Consider the following 22561-nt stretch of genomic DNA (forward strand, 5'->3'; position numbering starts at 1 on the left):
GCGGCCGTGAACAAGCACATCGGCAACATCTTCAACAAGCTGGACCTCCCGGTGGCAACGGAGGGACACCGACGGGTGCTCGCGGTGCTGGCGTACCTGCGGGCCTGAGTCCACGGCGTGGGCCCGGACAGAGTCTGGGAGCGCGAAACCCCGCCAGCCTCCGGTGAGAGGCGGGCGGGGTTTCGCGTACGGGGACGGTGCGCGGGGTCTCCCGTGCCGGGGTCCGCCGTATCGAGCGGCCGCTCAGTCGCACATGGCGACCAGGATGCGGCGGGTGCCCTCGAAGGGGCGCCGGCCGTGGCCCGTGAGGACGTTGTCGATGACGAGCACGTCGCCCTCGCGCCAGTCCACGTCCACGGCCAGTTCCAGGCCGACGTCGCGGATGTGCGTGACGTACTCGTCGGGTATCACGCTGCCGTCCGCGAACGTGACGTACTGCGGGAACTCCTCGGGCGGCAGGACGGTCGCCGACCTCCGCGGCGGTGACCGTCACCGCGAGCAGCGGGCCGAGGGGGTCGACGACGACGTGCCGCTTGCGTCCGTTGATGAGTTTGCCGCCGTCGAAGCCGCGGCTGTCCGCACCCACGACGGCGTCGGCCTTGACGGACTGGGAGTCGATCACGCCGGTCGTGGGCTGGTCGTCCCGGCCCGCCCGCTGCCGCAGCCGGGCACGCAGCCGGTCGTGGAACTCCTTGACCAGGCCGTTCTCGCGCCAGCGGCGGAAGAACGCATACACCCGGTCCCACGGCGGGAAGTCGGCAGGCATCGCCCGCCACTTGATGCCGTTGTCGACCAGGTAGCGGATCGCGTCCAGCAGCGCCCGGTGGCAGTACGCCTCCGGTTGCCCGCCCCGGCCCCGCAACCAGCCGGGTACCGGCAGCAGCGGCCGGACCTGAGCCCACTCCGCATCCGTCATGTCCGACGGATACCGCCGAACACGCTCAGCATGATCGGCCGCATTCCCGAACCGGTGAGCAACACAATCACACGACGGGGCAACCGAGTTGAACTCCACCAGCGCGAACGCGTACACATATGACAACAGGGCCTCCCGGCACAGCTCTTGGCTTCGACAACCACTGAGCTACCGAGGGGCCCTGCCTTCATGCCCACGACCCACGACGATCACCCGATCGAGACACCCGTTCGACGCGCACACCTCAAGATCGGAACGACAACAACGACTTAGACAGTGCGCTGGGAGACGCGCAGCAGTTGGGCGACAGCTACGCCCGAAGACGAGCAGGCACCGCGGCCAGGGCATCAGTGGCCTCGGTTCGGCGGCCGACACTGCGCTTTCAGCCGTCCCGCGCAGGCCCGTTGGTGGGTTCGTTTCTCTGCTGCAGGGAGAGGAGCCGACTTCAGCCGGAGCTTGCCCCCTCCGGCCAAGATTTACTAGCTCTCCAATTCGATGTTCCCCAGTGCCCGGAGCGGGATTCGAACCCGCATGGCCGCATGGCCGAGAGCTTTTAAGGCTCCTGTGTCTGACCGATTTCACCATCCGGGCGTTCGACATGCCGAGGTATATCCGCCTCATCGCTGTGGCGGCTGAAGGCGGCCGATTGAGCCCGCGAGCAGCACCGATGACGAGTGGGAACCGACACGAGCAATGCTGGCCAAGCTGGCCGCTCGTTTCAGACGCGCTTGATGTGTGCGCCAGGCGCCCCCCTCGGGACCGCCATATTCGGCAGCCTCGAAGGGAGTCCGTGCGACGACGGAAGCTGACGCTCACTCGACCGTTTGGCGAGTTCCGCGGGTACTGCTCGACATCATCGTCAGGGGGTGGGTTCTCGGTCCCGTGCGAGGCGGGCAAAGTCGCGACCAAAGTAGACGAGCGGCTCCTTCTCGCCGACGTGCACAGACTCAACCCGGCCCACGAGGATGCTGTGGTCCCCACCGTCGAGCACGTCGTACAGGCTGCAGGCCAGGCGGGCCGACGTGGATGGGAGGCCAGGGAGTCCGAACTCGCAGTCGGTTATGGGCACATCAGCAAACTTGTCGAACTGAGAGCGTGCGAAGTGCCTCGCAATCTCCTCCTGTTCGGTGGCGAGTACGTTGATCATGAAACGGCGGGCTGTCACGAAGGCCTGGTGCGATCTTGATGTCTTCGCGGGGCACACCAAGACCAGCGGGGGGTCGAGCGACAACGACGTGAATGAACTGGCTGTGAAACCCCAGCATCTGCCGTCCGCATCTCTGGTAGTCACCACCGTGACGGGGCTCGGCACCCGGGAGAGAGCAGCTGTGAAGTCATCGGCCGTCAGGGGAGTTACAGCACTGGTGTATGGCGCGCCAGCGAAGAGCTCGGAGGCGGTCAGGGAAGGCAACGTTCCTCCTTGGCCTGGTCGTGCCAGGCGGTTGGAAAGGGGAGCAGGCGGGGTGTCCTAGTGGGAGGGAGGGCGTTGTTCCCCTCCCTCCCACTACCGACTCAGCTGGTTGCGACGGGCTGGCGAATGGCGCGCTCAGACGCCGAACGTGCGGTCACGGAACGCTGCGCGTCCAGCCATATGCCTGTGGGGGCGCCGAAGAACGGAGTGACGTCGTCAGTGGTGGAGTAGATCAACTCGCCGCGACGTACGGTGGCGTCCACAGTGCCGGTGAACGTCCAGCCTTCGTAGGCCGACCAGCCCGCCTTGGCCTGGGCCTGGCCGGCGTCCATGATCCAGGTACGGTCGGCGTCGAACAGGACAAAGTCCGCGTCCTGGCCGACCTCGATGGTGCCCTTGCGCCCAGCCAGCCCGAACAGTTCGGCCGGCGTCTGGGCACAGAGCCGGGCGATGCGCATCAACGCTTCGTCAGCGGTGAGGTCTGGGTAACGGCGACGCAGGCCGGTGTGGACGGCTGGAAGCAGCTCCTGGGTTCCGGGGAGGCCGGGCGGCGCGGCGGCTACGTCGCGGAGCTTCTCGTTGAGGGTGTGCGGGGCGTGGTCACTGCCTATCGTTGCGACCCCTCCATCGAGAACTGCGTCCCACAGCCGTGCCTGGTCCTTGTCGCATCGGATGGCCGGGCGAAGCCTGATCCTGGCGCCGAGCCGCTGGGCGTCTGGTGCCGTGAAGGACAGGTGGTGTGGCGTCACTTCATAGGTGATGGGAAGCCCGGACCGGTTTGCAGCCCGCAGCAGATCCGCCTCCTCGCAGGAGGAGACGTGCAAGACGTGTGCGGCAGTCCCGTGCTTGCGAACCAGGTCGATGACGCGCGATACCGCGACGATGCCTCCGCTGCGGGGGTGCGCGGACTCGTAGGCGTCATAGCTGGACGGAGGAGCCTGCTGTTCCTCCAGGAGGGAGAACACCCCGTCGTCCTCGGCATGCAGGACCACGCGGAAACCGGTCTCGGCTGCGATGGCGAAGATCTCATCGAGGATGTTCGGGTCCCGGATGACGTTCGGGGCGGTGTGATGGCCGGTCATGAAGACCTTGACCGAGGTGGCCTGGCTGGGTTCGAGGCGACGCAGGTCCGGCACGCTGTCCGTGGTCACGCCCATGTGGAAGCGGAAGTCCACGAGGGATGTACCGCTGATGAGTTCGGCCTTCTCGGCGGCCAACTCGGGCTGAATCAGCGGCGGCTCCGTGTTGGGCATATCGATGACCGTGGTCACCCCGCCTGCTGCCGCAGCCCGGCTGCCGTGCTCCCAGTCCTCCTTGTGGGTCAGGCCGGGGGTGCGGAAGTGGACGTGCGAGTCGATCAGACCTGGCAGTAGGTGCCGGCCCTTGGCGTTGAGAACTCGGTGAGCCCTGGGATTCCTGTCGGGCTCCATAATGGCGGCGACGCGCTGGTTCGTGACTGCCACGGTCCCGGGGCGCACACCCTGTGGCGTCACCACCCGGGCGTTGGTCACGACGAGGTCGTACGGGGAAGTCATCTGTTCTTCTCCAGAGGATTGCGGCCGGCTATGGGTTGAGGGCTGCCAGGGCCACCGGGGGTGACGAGAGTGACAGCCCGACGGCGCAGGCGGGCCACGAAAGCGTGGAGCGGGGGGCTCTGTCCGGTCAGTGTGTCCACGGAGCACTCACCAGTTGTCGGCAGAGGTCGCTCACCGGGCCCATGAGGCCAACCGCCCGGACGTCCCGGGCCATCCGGTTCAGCGGGTGGTCCTGCAGGAACCCGGCGCTGCCGAGCAGTCGGGCGGCTTCCTGCACCGCCTCTTCGGCGACCTGAGAGGCCACGAGCTTGCTGTAGAGCGTTTCCGTCCCCGGGTCTGCGGAGTCCCGGCGACCGGCACTCTCCACCAGGGCTCGCGCTGCCGCTACGCGGGCGGACAGGTCCACGAGGCGGAAGGACACAGCCTGTTGGCCACGAAGCCCTCGGCGGCGCGCGTGTCCGAGCGCCAGGGCGCGCGCGGCCTCAGCAATCCCCAGGGCCACCGCTCCGAGCGTGGCCCCTGACTCCCGAACCCCAGCGATGATGCGCACCGCTGTGCCCTCGGGACCGAGCACCGCCGAGTCGGGTACCCGGCAGTTGTGCAGCTCGACGAAACCGGTCGCTGATGCGCGCATGCCAACCAGGTCCATGCCTGTGTCGGCGATCAAGCCTGGAGTGTCGGCCTCGACGAGGTAGAACGTCTGGCCGTCACTGCCGTAGCTGCCGCCGTCGTTGGTGGGTTCGGCGGACTGGGCAAGCACCAGGTAGACACTGGCGAGGCCGGCTCCGGTGGTGAATGCCTTGGCGCCGTCGAGCAGCCATCCTTCATCGGTGCGTACCGCCTTGGTGGCGATGTTGCGCTTGTCTGCGCCCGCGCCGGTCTCGCTCCAGGCGGAGGCTGCAAGCCACTCACCGCTTGCGAGCCGGGGCAGATAGCGATCGCGCTGTTGAGGTGTGCCCCACTCGTCGATACGGGCACTGACTGCGTAGTGCTGGAAGAGGATGATGGCCACTGACGGATCGGCCGCAGCGACCTGCTCGATCAGGCGGTTGGTGAGTCGGGCGTCACCTCCTTGGCCGCCGTGCTCGGCGCGGATCGCCGCGCCAAGGATGCCAGAGGAGCGCAGCGCCGTGAGCACCTCGTCGGGCAGGTGGCCCGCGACGTCTGCTTCGTGGGCGTAGCGGCGCAGGGTCTCGTAGAGATCGGAATACCGCTCGGCCAGTGCGGCGTGCGAGGGCACTTCGCCGGCCATACGCGAGGTATCGGGGCCGTCGGTTATGCCGCGAGCGGCTGCCATGCCGTCTCCTCCTTGTAGTCGTAGTCCTTGAGCGAGGCGATACAGGCCGGCTCGTCGAGGTGGGCGAGCTTGCGGCTGACGCTGACCCAATGCAGCGTGTCGGTGCCGTCGTCGCGTCCGGCGACCGAGGCCGCCGCCGCAGTGGAACCGCCTGGAGTGTCGATCTCGATGACTCCGTGGGGCAGGCCTGCCTGCCGGGCGAGGCGGTGCGTGATGGTGCCCGGGATTGCGGTGGCGGCCGCGAGGCAGGTGGTTCCGGTCAGGGCAAGGCTGGGGTGCCATTTGGGGACGGAGATCGCCCGTACGGCGAGGCGGCCTTCGCTGTAGTGGCCGACTGCCGCAATCTTCGGGAAGACGCTGTCCACGGGGCGGTTGAGCAGTTCGGCGGCCGCCGCCCGGATCTCGAGGAGCTGCGTGTACAGCTGGTCGCCGGCGGTGAAGAGCTTTTCCTGGGTGTTCATACCCAGCTCGGCGGCGTCGATGAAGACGTACGGGTTGCCCATGGAGACCAGGGATGCCTCGTACACGCCTGAGGTGGTGAGGAGCTGGTCCAGCGGGGCGCCGGTGAGCAGCAGATCGTTGAGGTGAGCGCCGTCGTCCTGCAGGAAGTGCACCGTGAAGCTGCCACTGCGACGGCGGGCCTCGTCGACTTCGCAGACAACTTGATCGCCGTTGTTGAGTACCCGTACGCGTACCCGGCCTCCCGGCGCCAGGCGGGGTAGCCACGCCTGTCCGTCAGCGGTGACGACCGAAGCGAGGATGGAGTGGCCACAGCTGCCCTGGAAGTCGAAGCGGTCCGTGCCCGCGGTCAGGCCCTGTACGAAGCGGTAGTCCAGGTCGAAGAGTGGGTGTGAGGACGGTTCGACGAGCGCGAACTTCAGGATGTCGCCGCGCTTGTTCGCCTCCAGCCACTCGCGTACCTGGGTCAGGACGTAGCGGAGGCGCTCCTCGTCGCGGGGCAGTCGGCGCTGGTCGAGCACGAGGGTCGGGGTGGGCGCGCCGATGGCGCGCGCGATGTAGCCGATCATGCCGTGGTCTCCGTAAGCCTCGAGTTCTGCGCAGTGGTGTGTCCTGTGGCTGTGCCGAACTGGTCGAGCCACAGTTCGTGGATGAGCAGGGACCAGATCGCCAATGCCGCCTTGTCGTCCGGCCGTTCGGACTGCGCCCGCAGCAGGCCCTGCACCGCGGTCGGGTTCAATTGACCGCGCTGGCCCAGGGTGTTTGCGCACAGCACGTCGGTCGCCAGGTCCATCAGGGGCTGGCCGGGGCGCAGCATCGCGGTGATGGGCAGAGTGAAGGGCTGCTTCGGGCGGTGCAGTACGGAATGCGGCAGGTCGTCGGCGGCAGCCGCGTACAGCACCTTCTTTCGTCGCTCGCCGTCGATCTTCAGGTGGGTCGGCAGGGAGCGGGCGTACCGCACGACGCTGGGCTGGCAGAACGGCAGGCGCACCTCGACCGAGGAGGACATGCTCAGGTGGTCGACGCGGCGCAGATGGTAGGCCGGGAGGCGGCGACCGATCTCGAACTCGGTCAGGGCCGCCATGGTGTCGCCCTCGGAGGCTCTCAGTTCGTCAGCGATGGCGTCGGCGGCCGGGCCGTTGCGATGGACGAAGTCCCGGTACTCGGCGGTGTACAAGCTTTCGCGCAGGCCGCGCGGCACCGCGGCGAGAGCCTCTACGTAGTCGCTCACCCAGTCGCTGCCGACGGGGGCGTTGACAGCCTTGCTGAGGCGGTCGTACCCGCCGAAGAGTTCGTCGGCCGCGTCTCCGGTGACGGCGACCTTGAATCCCGCATCGCGGACTGCGCCGAACAGGGCGTATGTGGACAGGGTGATGGGGTCGGCGTTGGGCTGCCCCATGTGCCAGACCACGTCTTCGAGGAGGTCCGGGAAGGTCGCCGGGTCGATCTCGACCTGGTGGTGGGTGCTGCCGGCCCGGTCGGCGACCTCGCGGGCGAAGTGCCGTTCGTCGGCGGGCCAGTTGCCGGTGTAGGCAATGTTGAAGGAGTGCAGATCCTTGGCCTTGCAACCGGCCAGAGCGGTGATGAAGCTGGAATCGAGGCCGCCGCTGGTGATCGCGGAGACCGGAACGTCCGCTTCGGTCAGCCGCTCCACCTCGGTGCGCAGCAGCTCCCGCAGGTGTGCCGCCGCCTCTTCCTCGGTGGTGTGCGGGGCCGCAAAGGCCTGCTGGCTGCGCCGGGTGAGGGCAAAGCCTCCTCGGGTCACCTTCGCGGTGGCCGCCGGGGGAAGCACCTTGATGCCGTCGAACATGGTCTGCTCGCCGAAGGGCGTCTTGGTCGACAGGTAGCTGTCGAGGCCCGCTTCCCACATGGAGACCGGGACGCCGCGGAAAGCGAGGAGAGCGGGCAGTTCGGAGGCGAAGTAGAGCTGCCGTCGGGACGGGTCCCAGTGGTAGTAGAGAGGCTTCATGCCGACCTCGTCGGTGGCGAGCCACAGGGTGGGCTCACTGCGCAGGTCAACGACGGCGACTGCGTACATGCCGTCGAGGTGGTCGACGAAGTCCGGTCCATACTCGGCATACAGGGCCGGGATGACGGAGCCGTCGCAGGTGTCTGCGAAGGTGTGACCCTTGGCAGCGAGTTTTTCGCGCAGCTCCTGATGGTTGTATATCTCGCCGTTGAAGACGACGGTGATGTTCGGGCCCAGCGTGTAGGGCTGGTCGCCGCCGTCCAGATCCATGATGGCGAGGCGGTTGTTGCCCAGGCCCCAGCCGCGGCCGGCGGCGTGCGTCTGGGCGTCGGGGCCTCCATGCCGCTGTGCGGCGGCGACGGAGCGCAGCTCGTGAGGGGTGGCTTGAGTGTCGAAGTGGCCGAAGATCCTGCACATGAGTGTTGTTCACCGAACCTTGGTCGGGACGCCGGCGCGCTCGTAGAGCACCGGGTCGAACGGGGTGGGGCCGCCGCAGGTCGCGAAGCGTGGAGCGGTCGGGTCTGTCTGGGGGTGCCGGGTGCCATGCGGCACCCCAGGGGGTGCGTAGAGGACGTCACCGGGCGCGGCGTCGTACCACGTGCCATCGAGGTGGAGCTGGCCCTCTCCTTCGAAGGCGATGAAGGCTTCTTCGCTCTCAGGGTGCACGTGCACGTTGAAGTACTCGCCGGGCTCCATGAAGCCGCAGTGCAGACACAGTTGGGGCGACCCGGTGCCAGGCCAGAACAGGAAGTTCATGGTGGCGGTCCGGGCATCGGGCTCGGCCTGGCCGATGCCGGTGAAGCCGGTGAGCTGTGTTTCCTCGTTCCACAGGCGCGAGAAGCGCCGCGGTTCGGTGCTGGGGGCACGCTCCGGCAGCAGAACGGACGTCCAGACGTAGGCGATCATGCCGTCGTCTCCGGCGTGCAGTTCGTAGCGGTCGCCGGTCGGCGCATACACGGTGTCGGCACGGTGCACAGTTGCGAAGGCGTTACCGGAGTGGGCGGATCCCGAGCCCGCGAAGACCACGACGACGTTCTCGGTGGCGGCGGCTTCCTCGGGGACCCAGCTTCCCTGCGGCGGGAGCTTGACGGCGTCCAAGCGCACCTTGTGCGCTCCGAGGTGGGGTCCGACGGCGCGGGCCACGAGCGCGTCGCCGACAGGCTGAAAGTCAAGATCACGGGCGCTCAGGACGACGCCTCGGGTGGTGTCGGTGGGCGGTGCGGACACGGTGTTCCTCACGTGGGGTGGAGGGCTGGGTGTACTCAGGTGCGAGCCGGCTCGCCGGGTTCGCAGGCGGGTGTGTGCGTGCACTGCAAAGCCGGTTCGCAGGGAGTGATCAGAGGTGCGCCTCGTGTCGGCGCGTTCTTGGCCGCCGGGTCGCACGGCGCCATGTAGGCGGTCGCGGTGCGCTGGACGGGGATGGTGGGCCGTCCCGGTTCCGGTGCTGGTGTCAGCCGGGCCGTGGTGGGCGTGCCGCGGCTGTTCCGGGCACGTCCGAAGTGGCGCATGGCGGGGATCTCAACATGCCGGTAGATCAGGTGGGCGACCCACAGGGTGAGGGCCATGAGGATTGCGGCCACGGCGAGTCCCTGGGGCACTGTCCAGCCCACTCGGTCGCCGATCAGCTTCAGTGAGAAGTGCAGAACGAGGTAGTGAACCATGTAGAAGGCGAAGGAAACTTCGCCGAGCCAGATCATGGTTCGGCCGCGGAACGGAGAGCGGGTCCCATCGATGTCGGAGACGGCCGCGGTGGCGATGAGCATGCCGAGCGGCGCGGCGGTGACGGCCATCATGCCGAACTCCGGCGGCACAACCACCATCGCGGCGTAGCCGGCCACCATCGCGACCGTGGCGGCGGGCCATCCGATGCGGATCCAGCGGCCGGTGATGACGGCGCGGGCGAGCAGTATGCCGAGCAGGAAGTCCAGCATGCGTACGGGCGGCGGGTTGTAGATCGCGAAGAAGTGCCAGAACGGCATCGGCGCCCAGATGATCTCGGGCTCCTTCGGGAGAGCCACATAGACGAACCCGGCCCAGGCCGCGATCGCCACCACGGTGGCGATGATCCAGGCCCACAGCCGCGCAGGGCGGATCCGCTTCACGAGCCGGTACACGTAAGGGAAGGAGAGATAGAAGACCAGCTCGCAACAGAGCGACCAGCTGGGGCCGTTGGTACCGGTGAGGGCGTCCATCCGGGGTATCCAGGTGTGCACGAGAAATGCGCTCGGGACCGCGTACCAGGCGTTCAGGGCCTCACCTGTGGCCACCATGAGGAGCAGCCCGGCGATCCAGGTCACCAAGTGGTTCGGGAAAATCTTCGCGAGTCGGCGGCGCCAGAATCCGCGCACCGTGTCGTTCTCGCGGGCCGACCAGGTGAGCACGAACCCGCTGAGGATGAAGAAGAATCCGACCCCGAGCCAGCCGGCGGGGTTGAACACGTCGAAGAACCAGTTGTTGGTGGCGTCGTCGGCAAAGATTCGGTTGCCCGCAACGTGCGAGACGAACACCAGGGCAGCTGCGAGGAAGCGCATGCCGGTCAGCGACGGCAGAGCGCTCCGTGCCGCGCCCACGGCGGATCTGTTCACAAGAAGCCTTACCTTTCGGCTTGAGTGCCAGGAGGAGGGGGCCAGTCCGGTCTGTCTGCGAACCGCTCACTACGGCTCGTAGCGGTACTGGTCGTAGTGCTCTGCCAGTGCCGTCAGCTGCTCCTGGACGGGTGGCTCGTCGCCGCCCAGGAGGTCGGCGAGGCCATGGAAGAAGCCCTCACGGCGGCCGCCTGGTGTGAAGGCGATGAGCAGCTCGGCGGGGTCGTCGGAGACGTTGGCGAAGCCGTGTGGGGTACCGGGCGGCACGTAGAGCGCGGAGCCGGGCCCTGCGTTGACCGGTTCCGTGCCGCGCATCAGCTGGATCTGGCCGGAGCGAACGATGAAGAGTTCGGTCATCTCCCTGTGAAAGTGCGGCGAAGCGTAGGGCCCGCGTGGCGGCATGGACAGTGAGAACAGTCCGAGCGTGTTGCCGGTGGCCGTAGTCGGGATGAGCATGCGGCAGGTGTTGGTGCCGATGGTCACGGCTTCAGCCGTATCGGGGGTGCCCATGTAGGAGCGGTCAGCGTGGGGGTCTGACGCGGCATCGGTCTGGACGAACAGCGTCACACCGGCTCCTTGCCCTGTCCCTGCTCGGCCATGACCTGCCTGATCTGGGTGTCGAGGGGTGTCGGAGCCGCGGTGTCGGGGGCCGGGACTCCGTGTCGGAACGGGTGGTTCTGCGGTACTTCGACGACGTAGATCTGGATGCCGTCAGGGTCTGCGAGGTGCATCTCCCACAGGCCCCAGGCTTCGGCACGGGCCTCGCGGGTGGGGGTCAGGCCCTTGGCGATGAGGCGCGCGCGAGTCCGGGCCAGGCTGCGGACCTGCAGCCACATCGCGGGTTGCGCTGAGGGGGGCTGGTCGGCTCTGCCGACCAGTTCCAGGAAACCGCCGCCGAGGTGGAAGACCATGCCGCGCTCGGGGCCGCTTCCGAACTCCTGGTAGACGGCGAGGCCGAGCTGGTCACGGTAGAACCGCCGGCTCGCTTCCGGGGCAGTGGGGCGGATGACGATGCGACTCGCCAGGATCTCCATGTCGTAGGTCCTTTCGGAGGTCGGGGTGGGGCCCGGCGCCCGCGCGATGGTGCGGCGGGCGCCGGGAGGGGGGTGCGCTGAGCCTCAGGCCGCCTGGTCGGCGGTGCGCTTGCGCATGCCGACGGCAGCTACGACTGCGCCGAGCAGAGCCATGACGGCCGAGAAGGTGAAGGTCGTCTGGTAGCTGCCGGTGTCCGGGGAAGCGCCCAGGATCAGGACGAGGACCGCGAGGCCGGCGGCGGAGAACACGTACTGAGTGGTGGTCAGCAGGGCTGCGCCCACTCCCTGGTTCTCAGCGGGGATCTCCGATGTGGCGGAGATGAACAGAGCGGGGAAGGCGATGCCGTTGCCCACGCCGGAGAGCAGCAGGCCGGGCAGCAGGCCGAGGGCAAAGCTGCCCTGGTGCACTCCGAGGGCGAGCAGAGCCAGGCCGATGCCCGCGATGACGAGGCCGGTGGCCACCATCGGGCGGGGGCCCCAGCGGGCGATGGACTTGTCCGTGATGATGTTGCCGACGATGACGGTGACGGTGAGCGGCAGGAAGGCGAGACCCGCGTTGAGCGGGCTGAAGCCGTGCTCGTTCTGCAGGAACATCGTCACGAGGAAGAACTCCACGCCGATGCTGAGGACGTAGCACGCGTCCACGAGGCAGGCGGTCATCAGGGAGCGGGTCTTCCACAATTGCCGTGCGATCAGCGGGTGTCGGCTGGTGCGTTCGCGCAGCACCCAGGCGGCACCGAGGACCACGAAGCCTCCGAGCCCGATCAAGGTGGAGGGTGCGCCGATGCCGACGTCACCGACCCGAGTGAGGCCGAGTACGAGCAGGAGGATCGCGCCGGTACCGAAGACGGCACTGAGCACGTTGAGAGGGGTGGCCGAGTCTTCGGTCCGCGGCCGCTTGGGGAGCAGGAAGGCGCCGAGCACGATCACCAGGACTACGAACGGGACGTTCACGAGGAACACCCACTGCCAGGAGATCGCGGTGAGCAGTCCGCCGAGGAGCACGCCGCCCACCAGGCCGACGGCGCCGACCGCGCCCCACACCGTCATGGCGCGGTTGCGCTTGGGTCCGACCGGGAAGATCTGCTGGATCAGTCCGAGCGTGGACGGGTCGAGCAGGCCCGCACCGATGCCCTGCAGCGCCCGAGCAATGATGAGCGTGGTGAAGTCGTCCGTGAGCGCGGCCGCGAGGGAGCTGATGCCGAACAGCGCGGTTGCGCCGAGGAACACCCTGCCGGCGCCGAAGCGGTCACCGATCCGGCCACCGCTGAGGAGGAACCCGGCAAAGAAGATCGCATAGCCGCTGACGACCCACTGCAAGGAACTCTCGGCGAGGCCGAGGTCGGTGCCGATGCTCGGCAGCGCCACGTAGACGATGGAGAAGTCGAGAGTGGCCAGGAACAGGCCGCAGCTCAGGACGGCGAGCGCCCAGATCTGCTTAGGGGTCATCTTCGCCGACGCGGAGTCCTCTGACGGCGGTGTGGGGGTATGCGATGAGCCGGTCGGTTCGGGCTGATCGCTGGATGCCAGGTCGTGTGTTTCTGTGGTCATTTCCATGTCCTTGCGGGGACGGACGGGTGGGGCGGCCATGGAGGTTGGCCGCTGGGACTTGAGGCCTTCGCGGTGATGGCCGTCAGGCCTTCAGGGCGGCGAGCACCCCGGCGAAGCTGTCGCAGCACCGCGTGCTGTGGGCGAGGAGTTCATGCCTGGAGCCGACTCCGTAGGTGACGGCGAGCGGCGTCATGCCGGCTGCCGCCGCCATCTGCATGTCGGTGACGGTGTCGCCGACGTACGTGCAGCGCTCGGGCAGCATGCCGAGCTCGCGAGCGGCCAGCAGCCCCATATCTGGAGCGGGCTTGCCCTGTTCGACCATGTCGTTGCCGATGACCGGGCCAAAGAAGGAGCGGATTCCGGTGGCCGCGAACAGCTTCTCCGCGCTGGCGGAGATCTTGGATGTCGCGACGGCAAGTCCAAAGCCCTGTTCCTGGAGGCTCTGCAGGCCTTCCGCGACCCCCGGGTACAGCAGCTCCGAACCGCGGGAGAGCACCTCGGTGTCGAACAGATCCCGGTAGCGGGCGACAGCGTCGGCCGTGGCCCTGTCCTCTACCAGACAGCCGATCAGGCTGGCGATCGAGGGCCCGAGCGGCTTGCCGATCGTCGGTGCCACCTGTTCAGGCGTGACAGCTACCCCCTGCTCGCCAACGACCCGAGTCAGGAGGCCGGCGATGGCCGTCGGGGTGTCGGCCAAGGTGCCGTCCAAGTCGAAGATGACGGCCCGCGTCACTTCCCTGCCTCCCGTTCGACCAAGCGGGCGTGGGCGACGGCCAGTTCACCGGCGAGCGACGCCGTACTGATGAGCACTGCGCGGTTGGCGGCCGAACTCTTACCTGCGGTCGCCCGGGAGACGGCCTTCATGAGGTACGGAGTGATGGCCGGGCCCCGCACTCCGTCCGCGTCGGCCTGCGTAAGTGCCGTACTGATGACCTGCTCCATCTGCTCGCCATCGAGCGCATCGGCCTCGGCGATGGGGTGCGTGACGAGAGCACCGCCCGGGAGGCCGGCGGCCCAATGCCCGTGGATCGCCGCGGCGATGGTGCCCAGGTCGTCGACGCGCTGCGGGTTGGCGAATCCCGAGGAACGGCAGTAGAACGCCGGGAAGTCGTCGCACTGGTAGCCCATTACAGGTACGCCGAGGGTCTCGAGGTACTCCAAGGTCAGGCCCAGGTCGAGCACGCTCTTTGCGCCGGCGCAGACCACCGCGACCTTGCTGCGGGTGAACTGCACGAGGTCGGCCGAGATGTCGAAGGTGTCGCCCGCGCCGCGGTGCACACCTCCGATGCCGGCGGTTGAGAACACACGGATGCCTGCCAGGTCAGCGGCGACCAGGGTGGATGCGACGGTCGTGGCGCCGAGACCGCCCCCGGCCAGTACTGGGCCGATGTCCCGGCTGCTGACCTTGGGTACGGAGTCGCTGGACGCGAACTCTTCGATGAGCCGCTCGTCCATGCCGACGACGAACCGCCCGCGGGCGAGCCCGATCGTGGCCGGTACGGCGCCGCTGTCGCGGACGGCCTTCTCGATGGCGGTGGCAGTCTCCACGTTGCCCGGGTAGGCCATGCCATGGGCAATGGCGGTGGATTCCAGGGCGACTACGGGCCTGCCGTCGGCTAGTGCGTCGGCCACTTCTTCACCGACATCAACCAGGTAATGCACTTCTCGCCTCCAACGGATTGATTCATGCGAGCGGAACGGAATTGATCCTGCAGCGCACCAGGCGAGAAATCCAGTTCTTTCGGTGGCGACAATTCGCCTGACGAGTCTTCGCCACTCCGAAGCGGTGGCGGCAATTCGCCTGGCGAGTTTTCGCCGCAGCGAAGCACAACCACGCCACCCCACCTGCACTTATGTGCAAACGAGAGGGAAACGGTCAAGGCCCCGACGAGTACCCGCCATAAACCCCCAGATCCCCTTCGGCGCGTGGTTTCATTCCACGACAAGGAAATTCACCACGGACCAACTCGAGATCCACTTCCCAGGCGAGGCAGGGAGGAAAAGACCATGAAGGAAAAGGGAACAGAAGGAAGTACCGAAGCCGCATCGGCAGGTGAAACGCTCAACCTTTCCCGGATACTGCGCACGCTTGAGGCAGCCGATCACGCGTTCTACGGCCACAAGAGCCGCACCGAACTGGCAAGCCTCGTGTGGCTTCTGCGCAGGGACCTGCGGGATGCCGTGGGCTGGCTCGGTGCGCCAGAGATCGGACGCCGCCCTCAGTCCAGAAGGCCCATCCCTTGAGCCTTGACGCCGGCCTCGAAGCGGCTGGCCGCCCCCAGGAGCTCCATCGCCCCTGCTACCAGCCGGCTCAGCGTGCGCGGGGAGATTCTCATCATGCGGGCGACCTTGTCGTCCTTCATCCCGGAACTCATCAGCTGCAGCGCACAGACCTGCTGGGCGGAAAGACCGTGCCGGAGTCCGCCCGCGGCACCTTCGACCCCGACACGCTTGGCCGAACTCCACAGGTGATCGAATACCTCGATCAGCACTTCCGCGGCAGCTGGGGTTCGAAACACCTGTCCCCGGCCGCCGCCGGAGGCCAGGTAGACGGCTTCCCGGTCGACCACCGCCGCGAACGCCATTCCCACCGGCACGACGCGGCACTGTGCTCCTGCCGTCCGCGCGCGCTTCATGTGGGCGTCCAGCTCCAAGGGGGACGCCGCATCCTGCGGGTACAGCGATCGCACCAAAACACCGGCTCTGGCGAGGTCCCGATACCACCCCTCGGCCTCACCGAGTCGACCCAAGCCGGACCCGGGGGCGAATGTCAGCCGGACTTCACGGCGAGCATGCCGCACGACCCAACCACCACTGGGGGCACCTCTCCCGGCACTGGGCGCCAGACTCCGTGGCCTTGCAGGCGGAAGGGACCCCATGCGGCAGTCCTGCGTGCGGGCACCTTCACCATGCACCACGGCCTGCCGCAAAGGCCGACCGCGACCATCCAACTGATCCCCGACCAAGTGCCGGATTTGAACGAGCGCGGCCTCTACAGCGTCGAGCCGGGCGTCTCGTCCCTCCACCGTCTTCATTCGGTAACCCACGCTCCCCTCCCTGCCTCAGGTGCCTCTGCGGCACACGGCCGGGACGGGCACACGTCTGTCCACGCCCGCGAACCATTAGAGCCAAGCGGGCATGCACTCCACCATAACAAAAAACATAACACCTTTTATGTTGTGGGAGACTGTCCTGCAGCATCAACCCAAGGAGGACTCATGCCCGTTGTCACCGTCGACTGGTGGACCGGCCGCTCGGAGAACGACCGCGCCCGCACCGTTGAACGCGTTACTCAGGCGGTGGCCGAAGGCGCCCACTGCCCGCCCGAAGCGGTCACCGTGATCTTGCGTGAGGTCGAACCTTCCCACTGGGGCAAGGGTGGCGAACTGGCCTCCTCGTCCGCACGCTAGGCGGAGTGAAGGAGCGTTCGATGCGGCAACAGCCGCGGGCCGCCCGCACCCGGGAGACCGTCCTGCGGGCGGCCGCCGCCGAGTTCGCCCGACATGGATACGCAGGTGCGTCGCTGGCCCGCATCGCGGCCCGCGCCGACGTCAGCCTCGGCGCCCTGACGTTCCACTTCTCAAGCAAGGCGGAGCTGGTACAGGACGTATTGCGCGAGGGGTGCCGTGTGACGGCATCTGCGGTCGAGGCTTCCAGGGACCTGGAAGGCAAGAAGGCCGGCCCCCTCCAGGAGCTCATCGACCTCAGCCATCGGCTGGTGTCACTGCTCGCCCGTGACGGTCCACCCCTGGCCGCCTACCGGCTCGGACAGCAAGCCAGTTGGGAAGCCCCGGCCAGGAACGGACCCTACGACTGGTACGCGCAGTGGCTTCCCCACGTCCGGCGCCTCGCAGAGCAGGCGGATCACACAGGGTGGCTACGCCCCTGTTTTCGCGCCGAACATGTCACAGGACTGATGACCTACCTCGTCCCGGGTCCCGCCCTGATGGCGCCGCCCGAAGCACGTCGAGGCCGAACACCTACGGCATCAACAGCTCGCCAACGCCTCACCCTGGCCTGGCAGTTGGTCCTGCCTACGCTAACGGCATGTGACGACCGACAGGAGTCTTTGAACCCTGCCGGGCCGAGCATCGCCTGAGTGCACAGAGTCCGGCCCCGCTCCCGCCGCAAACGTCGGGCCAGGGCGGGCGTCACTCCTGCCCGGCGGGAACCAGACGAATGTGGCGAGAACTCGCCACGGCACTGCCACTGTGCCAGGGACTCCAGAAAATAAGTTGTACTCTTTTTCTTTGTCCCATCAGGCACGAACCGCGATACGCCCCGGGGCCACCAATCCGCACAAGCAAGGTGGGGCGTCCATGGGACGGAAGAGTTCTCCCGGAACGAGCGCCACGGCGCGGGAAGCGAAGGTCAGGTATGCCCAGTCCCAAACAGGATCGGGCGGTCCGCACCAAGCAGGCCATCCTGCGTGCCGCTGCGGAGGTCGTGAATGAGCAAGGCTTCGGCAATGCAGGCATCGCGAAGATCGCCGAGCGTGCGGGCACCACAACCGGCTCGATCTACTTCCATTTCCGGGCCAAAGAAGGCCTGATGAGCGCGATCATGAATGCCCAGCCGCAGACGATCGTGTCGCAGCTCAACGCCGCCGGTCTGCAACGGCTCGTTGACATCACTCTGGTGTGGTGCCAACAGCTGCGCACCGACCCGATGCTGCGGGCTGGTGTGCGTATGGCCGTGGAACAGGGCGCTTTCGGGCTCCAGGACGATACGTCGTTCCACGAGTGGCAGACGATCATGGAGGAGTGTCTGCGCGAGGCGCGGGCCTGCGGCGAGCTCCAGGAGCACGTCGACCCTGCAGAGATTGCCGAGCTGGTGGTCGGCGCGTGCACGGGCAGCCAGCTGCACTCGAAGCTAAGCAGCCAGCACGAGGACTTGACTGTCCGAGTAGTTCGGCTGTGGCGCTATCTGCTGCCGAGTATCGCTATGCCCGGGGTTGCAGGGCGGATCGAACTACACCTGGACCGGGGGCCATCAGCCGGTGAGTAGCGGCCGCAGGTCACCCCTGCGGCCAAGGCCTGTCGGAGTCCAGCATGCACGAGTCGTTGGCCCTCACCTGCGAGACACCGCCGAGGCAGATTCAGGTCTCAGATGGCGGTCCATCCGCCGTCGACGGCCATGGCTGAACCGGTGACGAACGAAGATCGGTCGCTGGAAAGCCAGACAGCGGCCTGTGCCACTTCACGCGGATGTGCCATGCGCTTCTGGATTGGCCGTGCCGTGAAGCTGTCTTCCAACGCCGGCGTTCTCTCCAGGACCTCATCCATGAGTTCCGTGCGCGTATTCCCCACCAGCAGAGCATTGACTCGGATCCCCTGCTCCCCGTACTCGAGGGCAGCCGCCTTGGTCAGGCCGAGCACCGCGTGCTTGGCCGCCACATAAGGGGCCGCTGCTCCGGTCGCCAACACCCCTGCCGTACTCGAGGTGTTCACCACGGAGCCGCCGCAACTGCTAGCCAGCATGGCAGGCACCTGCTGACGCAGACAGTTCCACACTCCTCGCACGTTCACGTCCATGATCGTGTCAAAGTGCTCGTCCTCGAGTTCGTGGAGCGGCTTGCCGGCTACAGCCCATCCGGCGTTGTTAAAGGCTGTGTCCAGATGACCGAACTTCTTGAGGGCCCGCTCGACAGCCTGCTGCACGTCTCGAGCCACGGTCACGTCTCCTGGACATATCTCCGCGCGGCCTCCTGCTTCCTGAATCTCCTGCTGCAGGGCGCGGAGCCTGCCTTCACGGCGGGCCATGAGCAGCACGGCAGCTCCCTCCTCTGCGTACAGGCGAGCAGCGGCCGCGCCGATACCGCTGGACGCTCCTGTGATCATGACTACCTTGCCGTTCAGCAACGTTCTCTCCTGCTCGTGGTGCAGTGGTGGCACATGCGGTGCGGAAGTAGGGTCTGGAGAAATCAGGCAAACGCGGCGGAGTGGTCCCGCGCCCACTGGGCATAACTTGCCGGCGCCTGTCCGGTGAGCTGCTCGACACTGGCGGTGACCCGCTCCTTGGCTCCGGCCGCTTGCCGCCGCGCGCTGTCCAGAAGGGCGTTCGCCATCGGTGCGTTGTAGCGCTTGCACCATGCGGAGAATGCCTGTTCCTCTGTAAGTTCCTCGAAGTCGATGCGGCGGTCCAGGACTTGGGACAGGCAACGAGTCTGGTCGAGGGCGGACATGGCATGCGGCCCGCTGAACGAGTAGGCCTGCTGGTGGTGCCCTGGCGTAGTGAGCACGTGCGCAGCAGCGCGGGCGATGTCGCGTGGATCGATGCACGCGTTGGGCGAGGTGCCGTACAGCGCACGGACGACGCCGTGTGACTTGATCGTCGCGGCCCAGCTCAAGGTGTTGGTCATGTAGGCCCGGGGCCGCAACAGTGTCCAGTCGAGGCCGGCGGACCGGACCAGCTCTTCGCTCTCACGTTGCCTGCGGGTGATGAGGTCCTGAGCCCGGGGGTCGGTGACGGCCATAGCCGACAGCTTGACCACCCGGGGGACTCCCGCTTCCCGCGCCGCGGCGAGGAGGTTCCTGTCATGGTCGGGCTGCAGCGGGTCGCTGGTGATCGCGAAGAGAGCATCTGCACCACGCAGGGCCTCGACAAGGGTTTGCGGGACAGCACAGTCGGCGGCGACGAGTTTCCCTGCGGTGCCACGCTGCGCAGCGCGTATCGGGTCCCTGGTCAGGGACCGCACGTGGCAGATCGGGGCCAGGCGGGCAACGGTTTCCCTTCCCACCGTCCCGGTCGCGCCGGTCACCGCAATGCAGAGGGGAAGTCGGCTTGGGGACACGCCGGTCACGACACCTGCCCCCGCTGCGGGTTCAGGTCAACGCGCTGCACGACATCCGGCTTGGCGATGCTGGGCAGCAGGTAGCGCCACATGCGGACCACCCGCTGGGGGAGGTCCGCACGCCCGCTCGCGAGATGCGAATGGATCTGTCCGCCGGTGCAGGTGCTGACGACGATCTCTGCGATCTCCTCGGGAACCGCATGCTCAAGCAACTCCCCCGCATCACGGGCCTGGAGAAGGCATTCCTCCATGATGCGCTGCCAGTCCCGGAAGGACGTGTCGTCCTGCAGACCGAAGGCGCCCTGCTCCACGGCAAGACGGACCCCGGCCCGCAGCAGCGGGTCGACCTGGATCTGCCAGCACCAGACGAGAGTAATGTCCACCAACTGCTGCACGCCAGACGACTCGAGCCGCGGCCGGATTGTCTCCGGCTGCGCGTTGATCACAGCTTGCAGCAGGCCTTCCTTGGATTGGAAGTGGAAGTAGATGGCGCCGGTGGTGGTACCGGCCCGTTCGGCGATCTTGACGATGCTCGCACCGAAGCCCTGCTCGTCGAAGACTTCAGCAGCGGCGCGCAGCACCGTCTCCTTGGTGCGCACGGCTCGATCCTGCTTGGGCCTGACCATTCCCAACTCCCCTTACGGTAACCCGCGTTGTGGCGCAGCTGTCGAGCAGCGGCCAGTGCTGCACCTCGACCGCGCCGCAGTGTCCAGCCTTCGGACCCTCCCTCGACAAAGAAAAAGAATAGCATTTATTTTATTGGCACGACCGGGCGCCGCCTCAGGTCGTACATCATTCATCGTTCCAGGGGAGAGAACTCATGGATGTCGCTGACCGCCGCACGCTGACCGCTCTGCCGCAGCAACTCACCACGCCCATAGCCAGGGAGTATGTCCACCGAAGAGCCTTCTCCGAAGTCTTCCTCACCGGCTGGGACCGGGTCGGCCAGGACACGTTCACCGTCGGCGCCCAATGGCCCCGCCGCCACAGCTTCTACACGGCCCCCTCCGAACTTCACGATCCTCTGCTGCTGTGCGAGACCGTCAGACAGGCACTGCCACTGCTCTCACACGCCGCCTATGACCTGCCCTTCGGCCACAAACTGACCTGGGAGCGCTTCAGCTACACCGTGATCCCTGCCTTCATGAGCATCGGCACGGCCCCCACCGAGATCGAACTCCGCGTCACCTGCTCCGAGCTCAAGGTGCGCGGGTCAACGCCAGCTTCCATGACAATGGACTTCGAGATCCTTCGAGACGGGCTCCCACTGGGCTCGGCCACCACGCGATTCCACTGCCACTCCCCCGCCGTCTACCGCAGACTGCGCGGGGCCTACGGCGACCTCGAGTACGCCCTCGCCCAGGCCCTCACCCCGCCCCCACCACTTTTTCCCTGGGCCACGGGGCGCCAACTTCCCCAGGACGTCGTCCTCGGAGCCTCGGCCGACGCGCTCAGCTGGCCTCTGCGCGCAGACCTGAGCCACCCCATCCTCTTTGACCACCCGGTCGACCACGCCCCCGGCGCACTCCTTCTCGAGGCCACCCGTCAAGCGGCCCAGGCCGCCCACCCTCTGTGCACGGCATACCCGACGGCCATGGACATCAGGTTCGACCGCTTCGTCGAGTTCGACAGCGAATGCCGCGTAGAGGCATCCACCCTCACCGCTACAGCCCCCGACCAGATGCGGGTGGCCATCAACGCCGTCCAGCTCGGGCGGACGGCCTTCACTGCAGAGGTGACTGGACAGGCCGTCACCGCGCCCTGACGTCAGGGCCTCCGGGAAGCCTCGCCGACACGCTTCCGGGCCGGGCACGGGCACACGTCTGCCCGCCGCAGGATGCTGCCCCGCCGAGCGGCGTAGCCAGTCTGCGGTGTGGAACGCGCGGAAATCTGCTCGGGCCGTGCACCCGCTGTGGGCGAGTGCTCCCTGAGCAAGGGGCAGACCATCGCGCAAGTCTCCCTGATGAACGGGCAGTTCAACCGAGGAGAACGCGATGGCCTTGCCCCCCCCGTCCGACCTGACGCGACTACTGGAGTCGACACACGGCCGACGGAACCGAAACGGTCAAGGTGCTGTGCGAGCGCGTCGTGAAAGAAGCTGGAGGTGTTCAAGACCCCCGGGAAGGGCACTCCCCCAGCTGGAGCGAAGAGTGGGAGCCGTCGTCACCGGTGGCCACTCTCAGCGGCGGTTTCTGGCAGGGCGTGGTGGGTGAGGGACCGGTTCCAGCGTGCTTCGAGTCCGTTGAGGAGGCGGGCGTCGACGGTGTTGGCGACGTGGGCGTGGACGTCGTCGATTCCTTTGAGGGGGTGGCCCAGGCGGCGGGCCTGGGCGACGTCGGGGATGTTGTCTTCGATGAGCCAGGTCTTGTGGGTGTGGCGGAGATTGTGGAACGTCAGGCCGGGCTTGAGCGGGGGCCAGGTGGTGGTGTCGGGGAGGGTGGTGCCGCGGGTGGCGGGGGCCCAGAGGCGGCGGGAGAAGGTGGAGCGGCGCAGGTTGTTGCCCTTGCGGCTGGTGAAGAGCGTGGCGTGGGTGTGGCGGGTCTGGTCTTGGATGAGGAGGGTGTTGAGGAAGGGCGGGAGGGTGACGGTGCGGACGGAGGCGCCGGTTTTCGGGGGTCCGTAGGAGTGGCGGCCGTCGACTTCCAGGAGGTTGCCGGACGTGCGGTGGACGGTGAGGGTGGCGGCTTGGTGGTCGTGGGCGGTTCGTTGGAGGGCGGCGAGTTCGCCCCATCGCAGGCCGGTGTAGGCGGCGGTGATGATGAGGAGACCTTGGGTGGGGCCGGCGAGGTGGGTGATGCGGCGGGCGAGGGCGATGACTTCGTGTTCGGTGGCCCACATCTGGTCTTCGGTGTGGTGGTCGCGTTCGCGGCCGCGGCGGCGTGGGAGGTGGATGGGGTTGGTGGTGAGGTGTCCTTCGATGACGGCGGCCGCGCAGATCAGGGCGAGGAGTTTGCCGATGGAGGTGACGGTGGCGCGGGCGTAGCGCAGGCTGAGGGGGGTCTGCTGCACGA

22 protein-coding genes, 1 tRNA gene and 3 pseudogenes are annotated in these 22561 nt (G+C 67.3%); 6 read left to right on the forward strand and 20 right to left on the reverse strand.

Features of this window, described 5'->3' with window-relative positions:
- A pseudogene (locus ACWD2L_RS18675) lies at nucleotides 1-108 on the forward strand (DNA-binding response regulator); the annotation flags it as partial.
- A gap of 135 nt (nucleotides 109-243) precedes the next feature.
- On the opposite strand, the gene ACWD2L_RS18680 reads toward ACWD2L_RS18675, so the two are convergent.
- The 15 genes and pseudogenes from ACWD2L_RS18680 to ACWD2L_RS18750 all read right to left on the reverse strand — a co-directional run bounded on the left by ACWD2L_RS18680 (nucleotide 244) and on the right by ACWD2L_RS18750 (nucleotide 14389).
- Nucleotides 244-411, reverse strand: a complete 168-nt coding sequence (locus ACWD2L_RS18680) for a TauD/TfdA family dioxygenase (protein ID WP_351344911.1) — start codon at nucleotides 409-411, stop codon at nucleotides 244-246.
- A gap of 70 nt (nucleotides 412-481) precedes the next feature.
- Nucleotides 482-916 (reverse strand): annotated as a pseudogene (locus ACWD2L_RS18685) (transposase); the annotation flags it as partial.
- Nucleotides 917-1422: 506 nt separating this feature from the next.
- A tRNA-Leu gene (locus ACWD2L_RS18690) sits at nucleotides 1423-1507 on the reverse strand.
- Nucleotides 1508-1775: 268 nt separating this feature from the next.
- Entirely contained in the window at nucleotides 1776-2327 is a 552-nt protein-coding gene (locus tag ACWD2L_RS18695) for a flavin reductase family protein (protein ID WP_351344914.1), read from the reverse strand.
- A gap of 101 nt (nucleotides 2328-2428) precedes the next feature.
- Nucleotides 2429-3862, reverse strand: coding sequence for a dihydroorotase (locus tag ACWD2L_RS18700; RefSeq protein ID WP_351344917.1), 1434 nt, complete (start codon nucleotides 3860-3862; stop codon nucleotides 2429-2431).
- 127 nt (nucleotides 3863-3989) lie between these two features.
- A complete protein-coding gene (locus ACWD2L_RS18705; RefSeq protein WP_351344920.1) occupies nucleotides 3990-5159 on the reverse strand; it encodes an acyl-CoA dehydrogenase family protein in 1170 nt (389 codons plus the stop codon).
- Nucleotides 5138-6187 (reverse strand): PrpF domain-containing protein, encoded by a 1050-nt coding sequence (locus ACWD2L_RS18710; RefSeq protein ID WP_351344923.1) that lies wholly within the window; start codon nucleotides 6185-6187, stop codon nucleotides 5138-5140. Before ACWD2L_RS18710 ends, ACWD2L_RS18705 begins: the two co-directional genes overlap by 22 nt.
- Complete coding sequence (gene asnB / locus ACWD2L_RS18715; protein ID WP_351344926.1) at nucleotides 6184-8004, reverse strand: asparagine synthase (glutamine-hydrolyzing); 1821 nt, start codon at nucleotides 8002-8004, stop codon at nucleotides 6184-6186. Before asnB ends, ACWD2L_RS18710 begins: the two co-directional genes overlap by 4 nt.
- Nucleotides 8005-8013: 9 nt before the next feature.
- Entirely contained in the window at nucleotides 8014-8814 is an 801-nt protein-coding gene (locus tag ACWD2L_RS18720) for a cupin domain-containing protein (protein ID WP_351344929.1), read from the reverse strand.
- A gap of 35 nt (nucleotides 8815-8849) precedes the next feature.
- Nucleotides 8850-10172: an acyltransferase family protein gene (locus tag ACWD2L_RS18725; protein WP_351344932.1), complete on the reverse strand. Its 1323-nt coding sequence runs from the start codon at nucleotides 10170-10172 to the stop codon at nucleotides 8850-8852.
- Between the two features lie 69 nt (nucleotides 10173-10241).
- Nucleotides 10242-10739, reverse strand: coding sequence for a cupin domain-containing protein (locus ACWD2L_RS18730; protein ID WP_351344935.1), 498 nt, complete (start codon nucleotides 10737-10739; stop codon nucleotides 10242-10244).
- Between the two features lie 92 nt (nucleotides 10740-10831).
- Nucleotides 10832-11206 (reverse strand): annotated as a pseudogene (locus ACWD2L_RS18735) (VOC family protein); the annotation flags it as partial.
- 84 nt (nucleotides 11207-11290) lie between these two features.
- A complete protein-coding gene (locus ACWD2L_RS18740; RefSeq protein WP_351344832.1) occupies nucleotides 11291-12757 on the reverse strand; it encodes an MFS transporter in 1467 nt (488 codons plus the stop codon).
- A gap of 82 nt (nucleotides 12758-12839) precedes the next feature.
- Nucleotides 12840-13490, reverse strand: a complete 651-nt coding sequence (locus tag ACWD2L_RS18745; RefSeq protein WP_351344835.1) for an HAD family hydrolase — start codon at nucleotides 13488-13490, stop codon at nucleotides 12840-12842.
- Nucleotides 13487-14389 (reverse strand): pseudouridine-5'-phosphate glycosidase, encoded by a 903-nt coding sequence (locus ACWD2L_RS18750; protein ID WP_351344838.1) that lies wholly within the window; start codon nucleotides 14387-14389, stop codon nucleotides 13487-13489. The genes ACWD2L_RS18745 and ACWD2L_RS18750 overlap by 4 nt, the downstream gene beginning before the upstream one ends.
- Nucleotides 14390-14764: 375 nt before the next feature.
- Here ACWD2L_RS18750 and ACWD2L_RS18755 point away from each other — a divergent pair, with 375 nt between their 5' ends.
- Nucleotides 14765-15001, forward strand: coding sequence for a hypothetical protein (locus tag ACWD2L_RS18755; RefSeq protein ID WP_351344841.1), 237 nt, complete (start codon nucleotides 14765-14767; stop codon nucleotides 14999-15001).
- Here the strand turns inward: ACWD2L_RS18755 and ACWD2L_RS18760 are convergent.
- A complete protein-coding gene (locus ACWD2L_RS18760) occupies nucleotides 14977-15411 on the reverse strand; it encodes a helix-turn-helix transcriptional regulator (RefSeq protein ID WP_351344844.1) in 435 nt (144 codons plus the stop codon). The genes ACWD2L_RS18755 and ACWD2L_RS18760 overlap by 25 nt on opposite strands.
- Nucleotides 15412-15975: 564 nt before the next feature.
- Between ACWD2L_RS18760 and ACWD2L_RS18765 the strand changes: the two genes are divergently transcribed.
- From ACWD2L_RS18765 to ACWD2L_RS18775, 3 genes are all read left to right on the forward strand, one after another.
- Nucleotides 15976-16167: a tautomerase family protein gene (locus tag ACWD2L_RS18765; protein ID WP_351344847.1), complete on the forward strand. Its 192-nt coding sequence runs from the start codon at nucleotides 15976-15978 to the stop codon at nucleotides 16165-16167.
- A gap of 20 nt (nucleotides 16168-16187) precedes the next feature.
- A complete protein-coding gene (locus tag ACWD2L_RS18770) occupies nucleotides 16188-16856 on the forward strand; it encodes a helix-turn-helix domain-containing protein (protein ID WP_351344850.1) in 669 nt (222 codons plus the stop codon).
- 278 nt (nucleotides 16857-17134) lie between these two features.
- A complete protein-coding gene (locus ACWD2L_RS18775) occupies nucleotides 17135-17764 on the forward strand; it encodes a ScbR family autoregulator-binding transcription factor (RefSeq protein WP_351344853.1) in 630 nt (209 codons plus the stop codon).
- A gap of 98 nt (nucleotides 17765-17862) precedes the next feature.
- On the opposite strand, the gene ACWD2L_RS18780 is transcribed toward ACWD2L_RS18775, so the two are convergent.
- From ACWD2L_RS18780 to ACWD2L_RS18790, 3 genes are all read right to left on the reverse strand, one after another.
- Nucleotides 17863-18618 (reverse strand): SDR family NAD(P)-dependent oxidoreductase, encoded by a 756-nt coding sequence (locus ACWD2L_RS18780; protein WP_351344856.1) that lies wholly within the window; start codon nucleotides 18616-18618, stop codon nucleotides 17863-17865.
- A gap of 62 nt (nucleotides 18619-18680) precedes the next feature.
- The gene (locus tag ACWD2L_RS18785; RefSeq protein WP_351344859.1) at nucleotides 18681-19559 is read right to left on the reverse strand and encodes an NAD(P)H-binding protein; all 879 of its coding nucleotides are present in this window, start codon (nucleotides 19557-19559) and stop codon (nucleotides 18681-18683) included.
- On the reverse strand, nucleotides 19556-20149 hold the full coding sequence (locus tag ACWD2L_RS18790; protein WP_451190207.1) for a ScbR family autoregulator-binding transcription factor: 594 nt from the start codon (nucleotides 20147-20149) through the stop codon (nucleotides 19556-19558). The genes ACWD2L_RS18785 and ACWD2L_RS18790 overlap by 4 nt, the downstream gene beginning before the upstream one ends.
- A gap of 221 nt (nucleotides 20150-20370) precedes the next feature.
- Between ACWD2L_RS18790 and ACWD2L_RS18795 the strand changes: the two genes are divergently transcribed.
- On the forward strand, nucleotides 20371-21315 hold the full coding sequence (locus ACWD2L_RS18795) for a ScbA/BarX family gamma-butyrolactone biosynthesis protein (protein WP_351344865.1): 945 nt from the start codon (nucleotides 20371-20373) through the stop codon (nucleotides 21313-21315).
- Nucleotides 21316-21713: 398 nt separating this feature from the next.
- Here ACWD2L_RS18795 and ACWD2L_RS18800 read toward each other — a convergent pair whose 3' ends face one another.
- Complete coding sequence (locus tag ACWD2L_RS18800; protein ID WP_351344868.1) at nucleotides 21714-22559, reverse strand: tyrosine-type recombinase/integrase; 846 nt, start codon at nucleotides 22557-22559, stop codon at nucleotides 21714-21716.
- Between the last annotated feature and the right edge of the window lie 2 nt (nucleotides 22560-22561).

The sequence above is a fragment of the Streptomyces sp. NPDC002754 genome (assembly GCF_053592315.1).

Excerpts from the sequence above, each read along its gene's own strand:
- ACWD2L_RS18700 (WP_351344917.1), bottom strand. The coding sequence starts at position 3,862 with ATGACTTCCCCGTACGACCTCGTCGTGACCAACGCCCGGGTGGTGACG.
- ACWD2L_RS18705 (WP_351344920.1), bottom strand. The coding sequence starts at position 5,159 with ATGGCAGCCGCTCGCGGCATAACCGACGGCCCCGATACCTCGCGTATG.
- ACWD2L_RS18710 (WP_351344923.1), bottom strand. The coding sequence starts at position 6,187 with ATGATCGGCTACATCGCGCGCGCCATCGGCGCGCCCACCCCGACCCTC.
- asnB (WP_351344926.1), bottom strand. The coding sequence starts at position 8,004 with ATGTGCAGGATCTTCGGCCACTTCGACACTCAAGCCACCCCTCACGAG.
- ACWD2L_RS18740 (WP_351344832.1), bottom strand. The coding sequence starts at position 12,757 with ATGACCACAGAAACACACGACCTGGCATCCAGCGATCAGCCCGAACCG.
- ACWD2L_RS18755 (WP_351344841.1), top strand. The coding sequence starts at position 14,765 with ATGAAGGAAAAGGGAACAGAAGGAAGTACCGAAGCCGCATCGGCAGGT.
- ACWD2L_RS18765 (WP_351344847.1), top strand. The coding sequence starts at position 15,976 with ATGCCCGTTGTCACCGTCGACTGGTGGACCGGCCGCTCGGAGAACGAC.
- ACWD2L_RS18770 (WP_351344850.1), top strand. The coding sequence starts at position 16,188 with ATGCGGCAACAGCCGCGGGCCGCCCGCACCCGGGAGACCGTCCTGCGG.
- ACWD2L_RS18775 (WP_351344853.1), top strand. The coding sequence starts at position 17,135 with ATGCCCAGTCCCAAACAGGATCGGGCGGTCCGCACCAAGCAGGCCATC.
- ACWD2L_RS18795 (WP_351344865.1), top strand. The coding sequence starts at position 20,371 with ATGGATGTCGCTGACCGCCGCACGCTGACCGCTCTGCCGCAGCAACTC.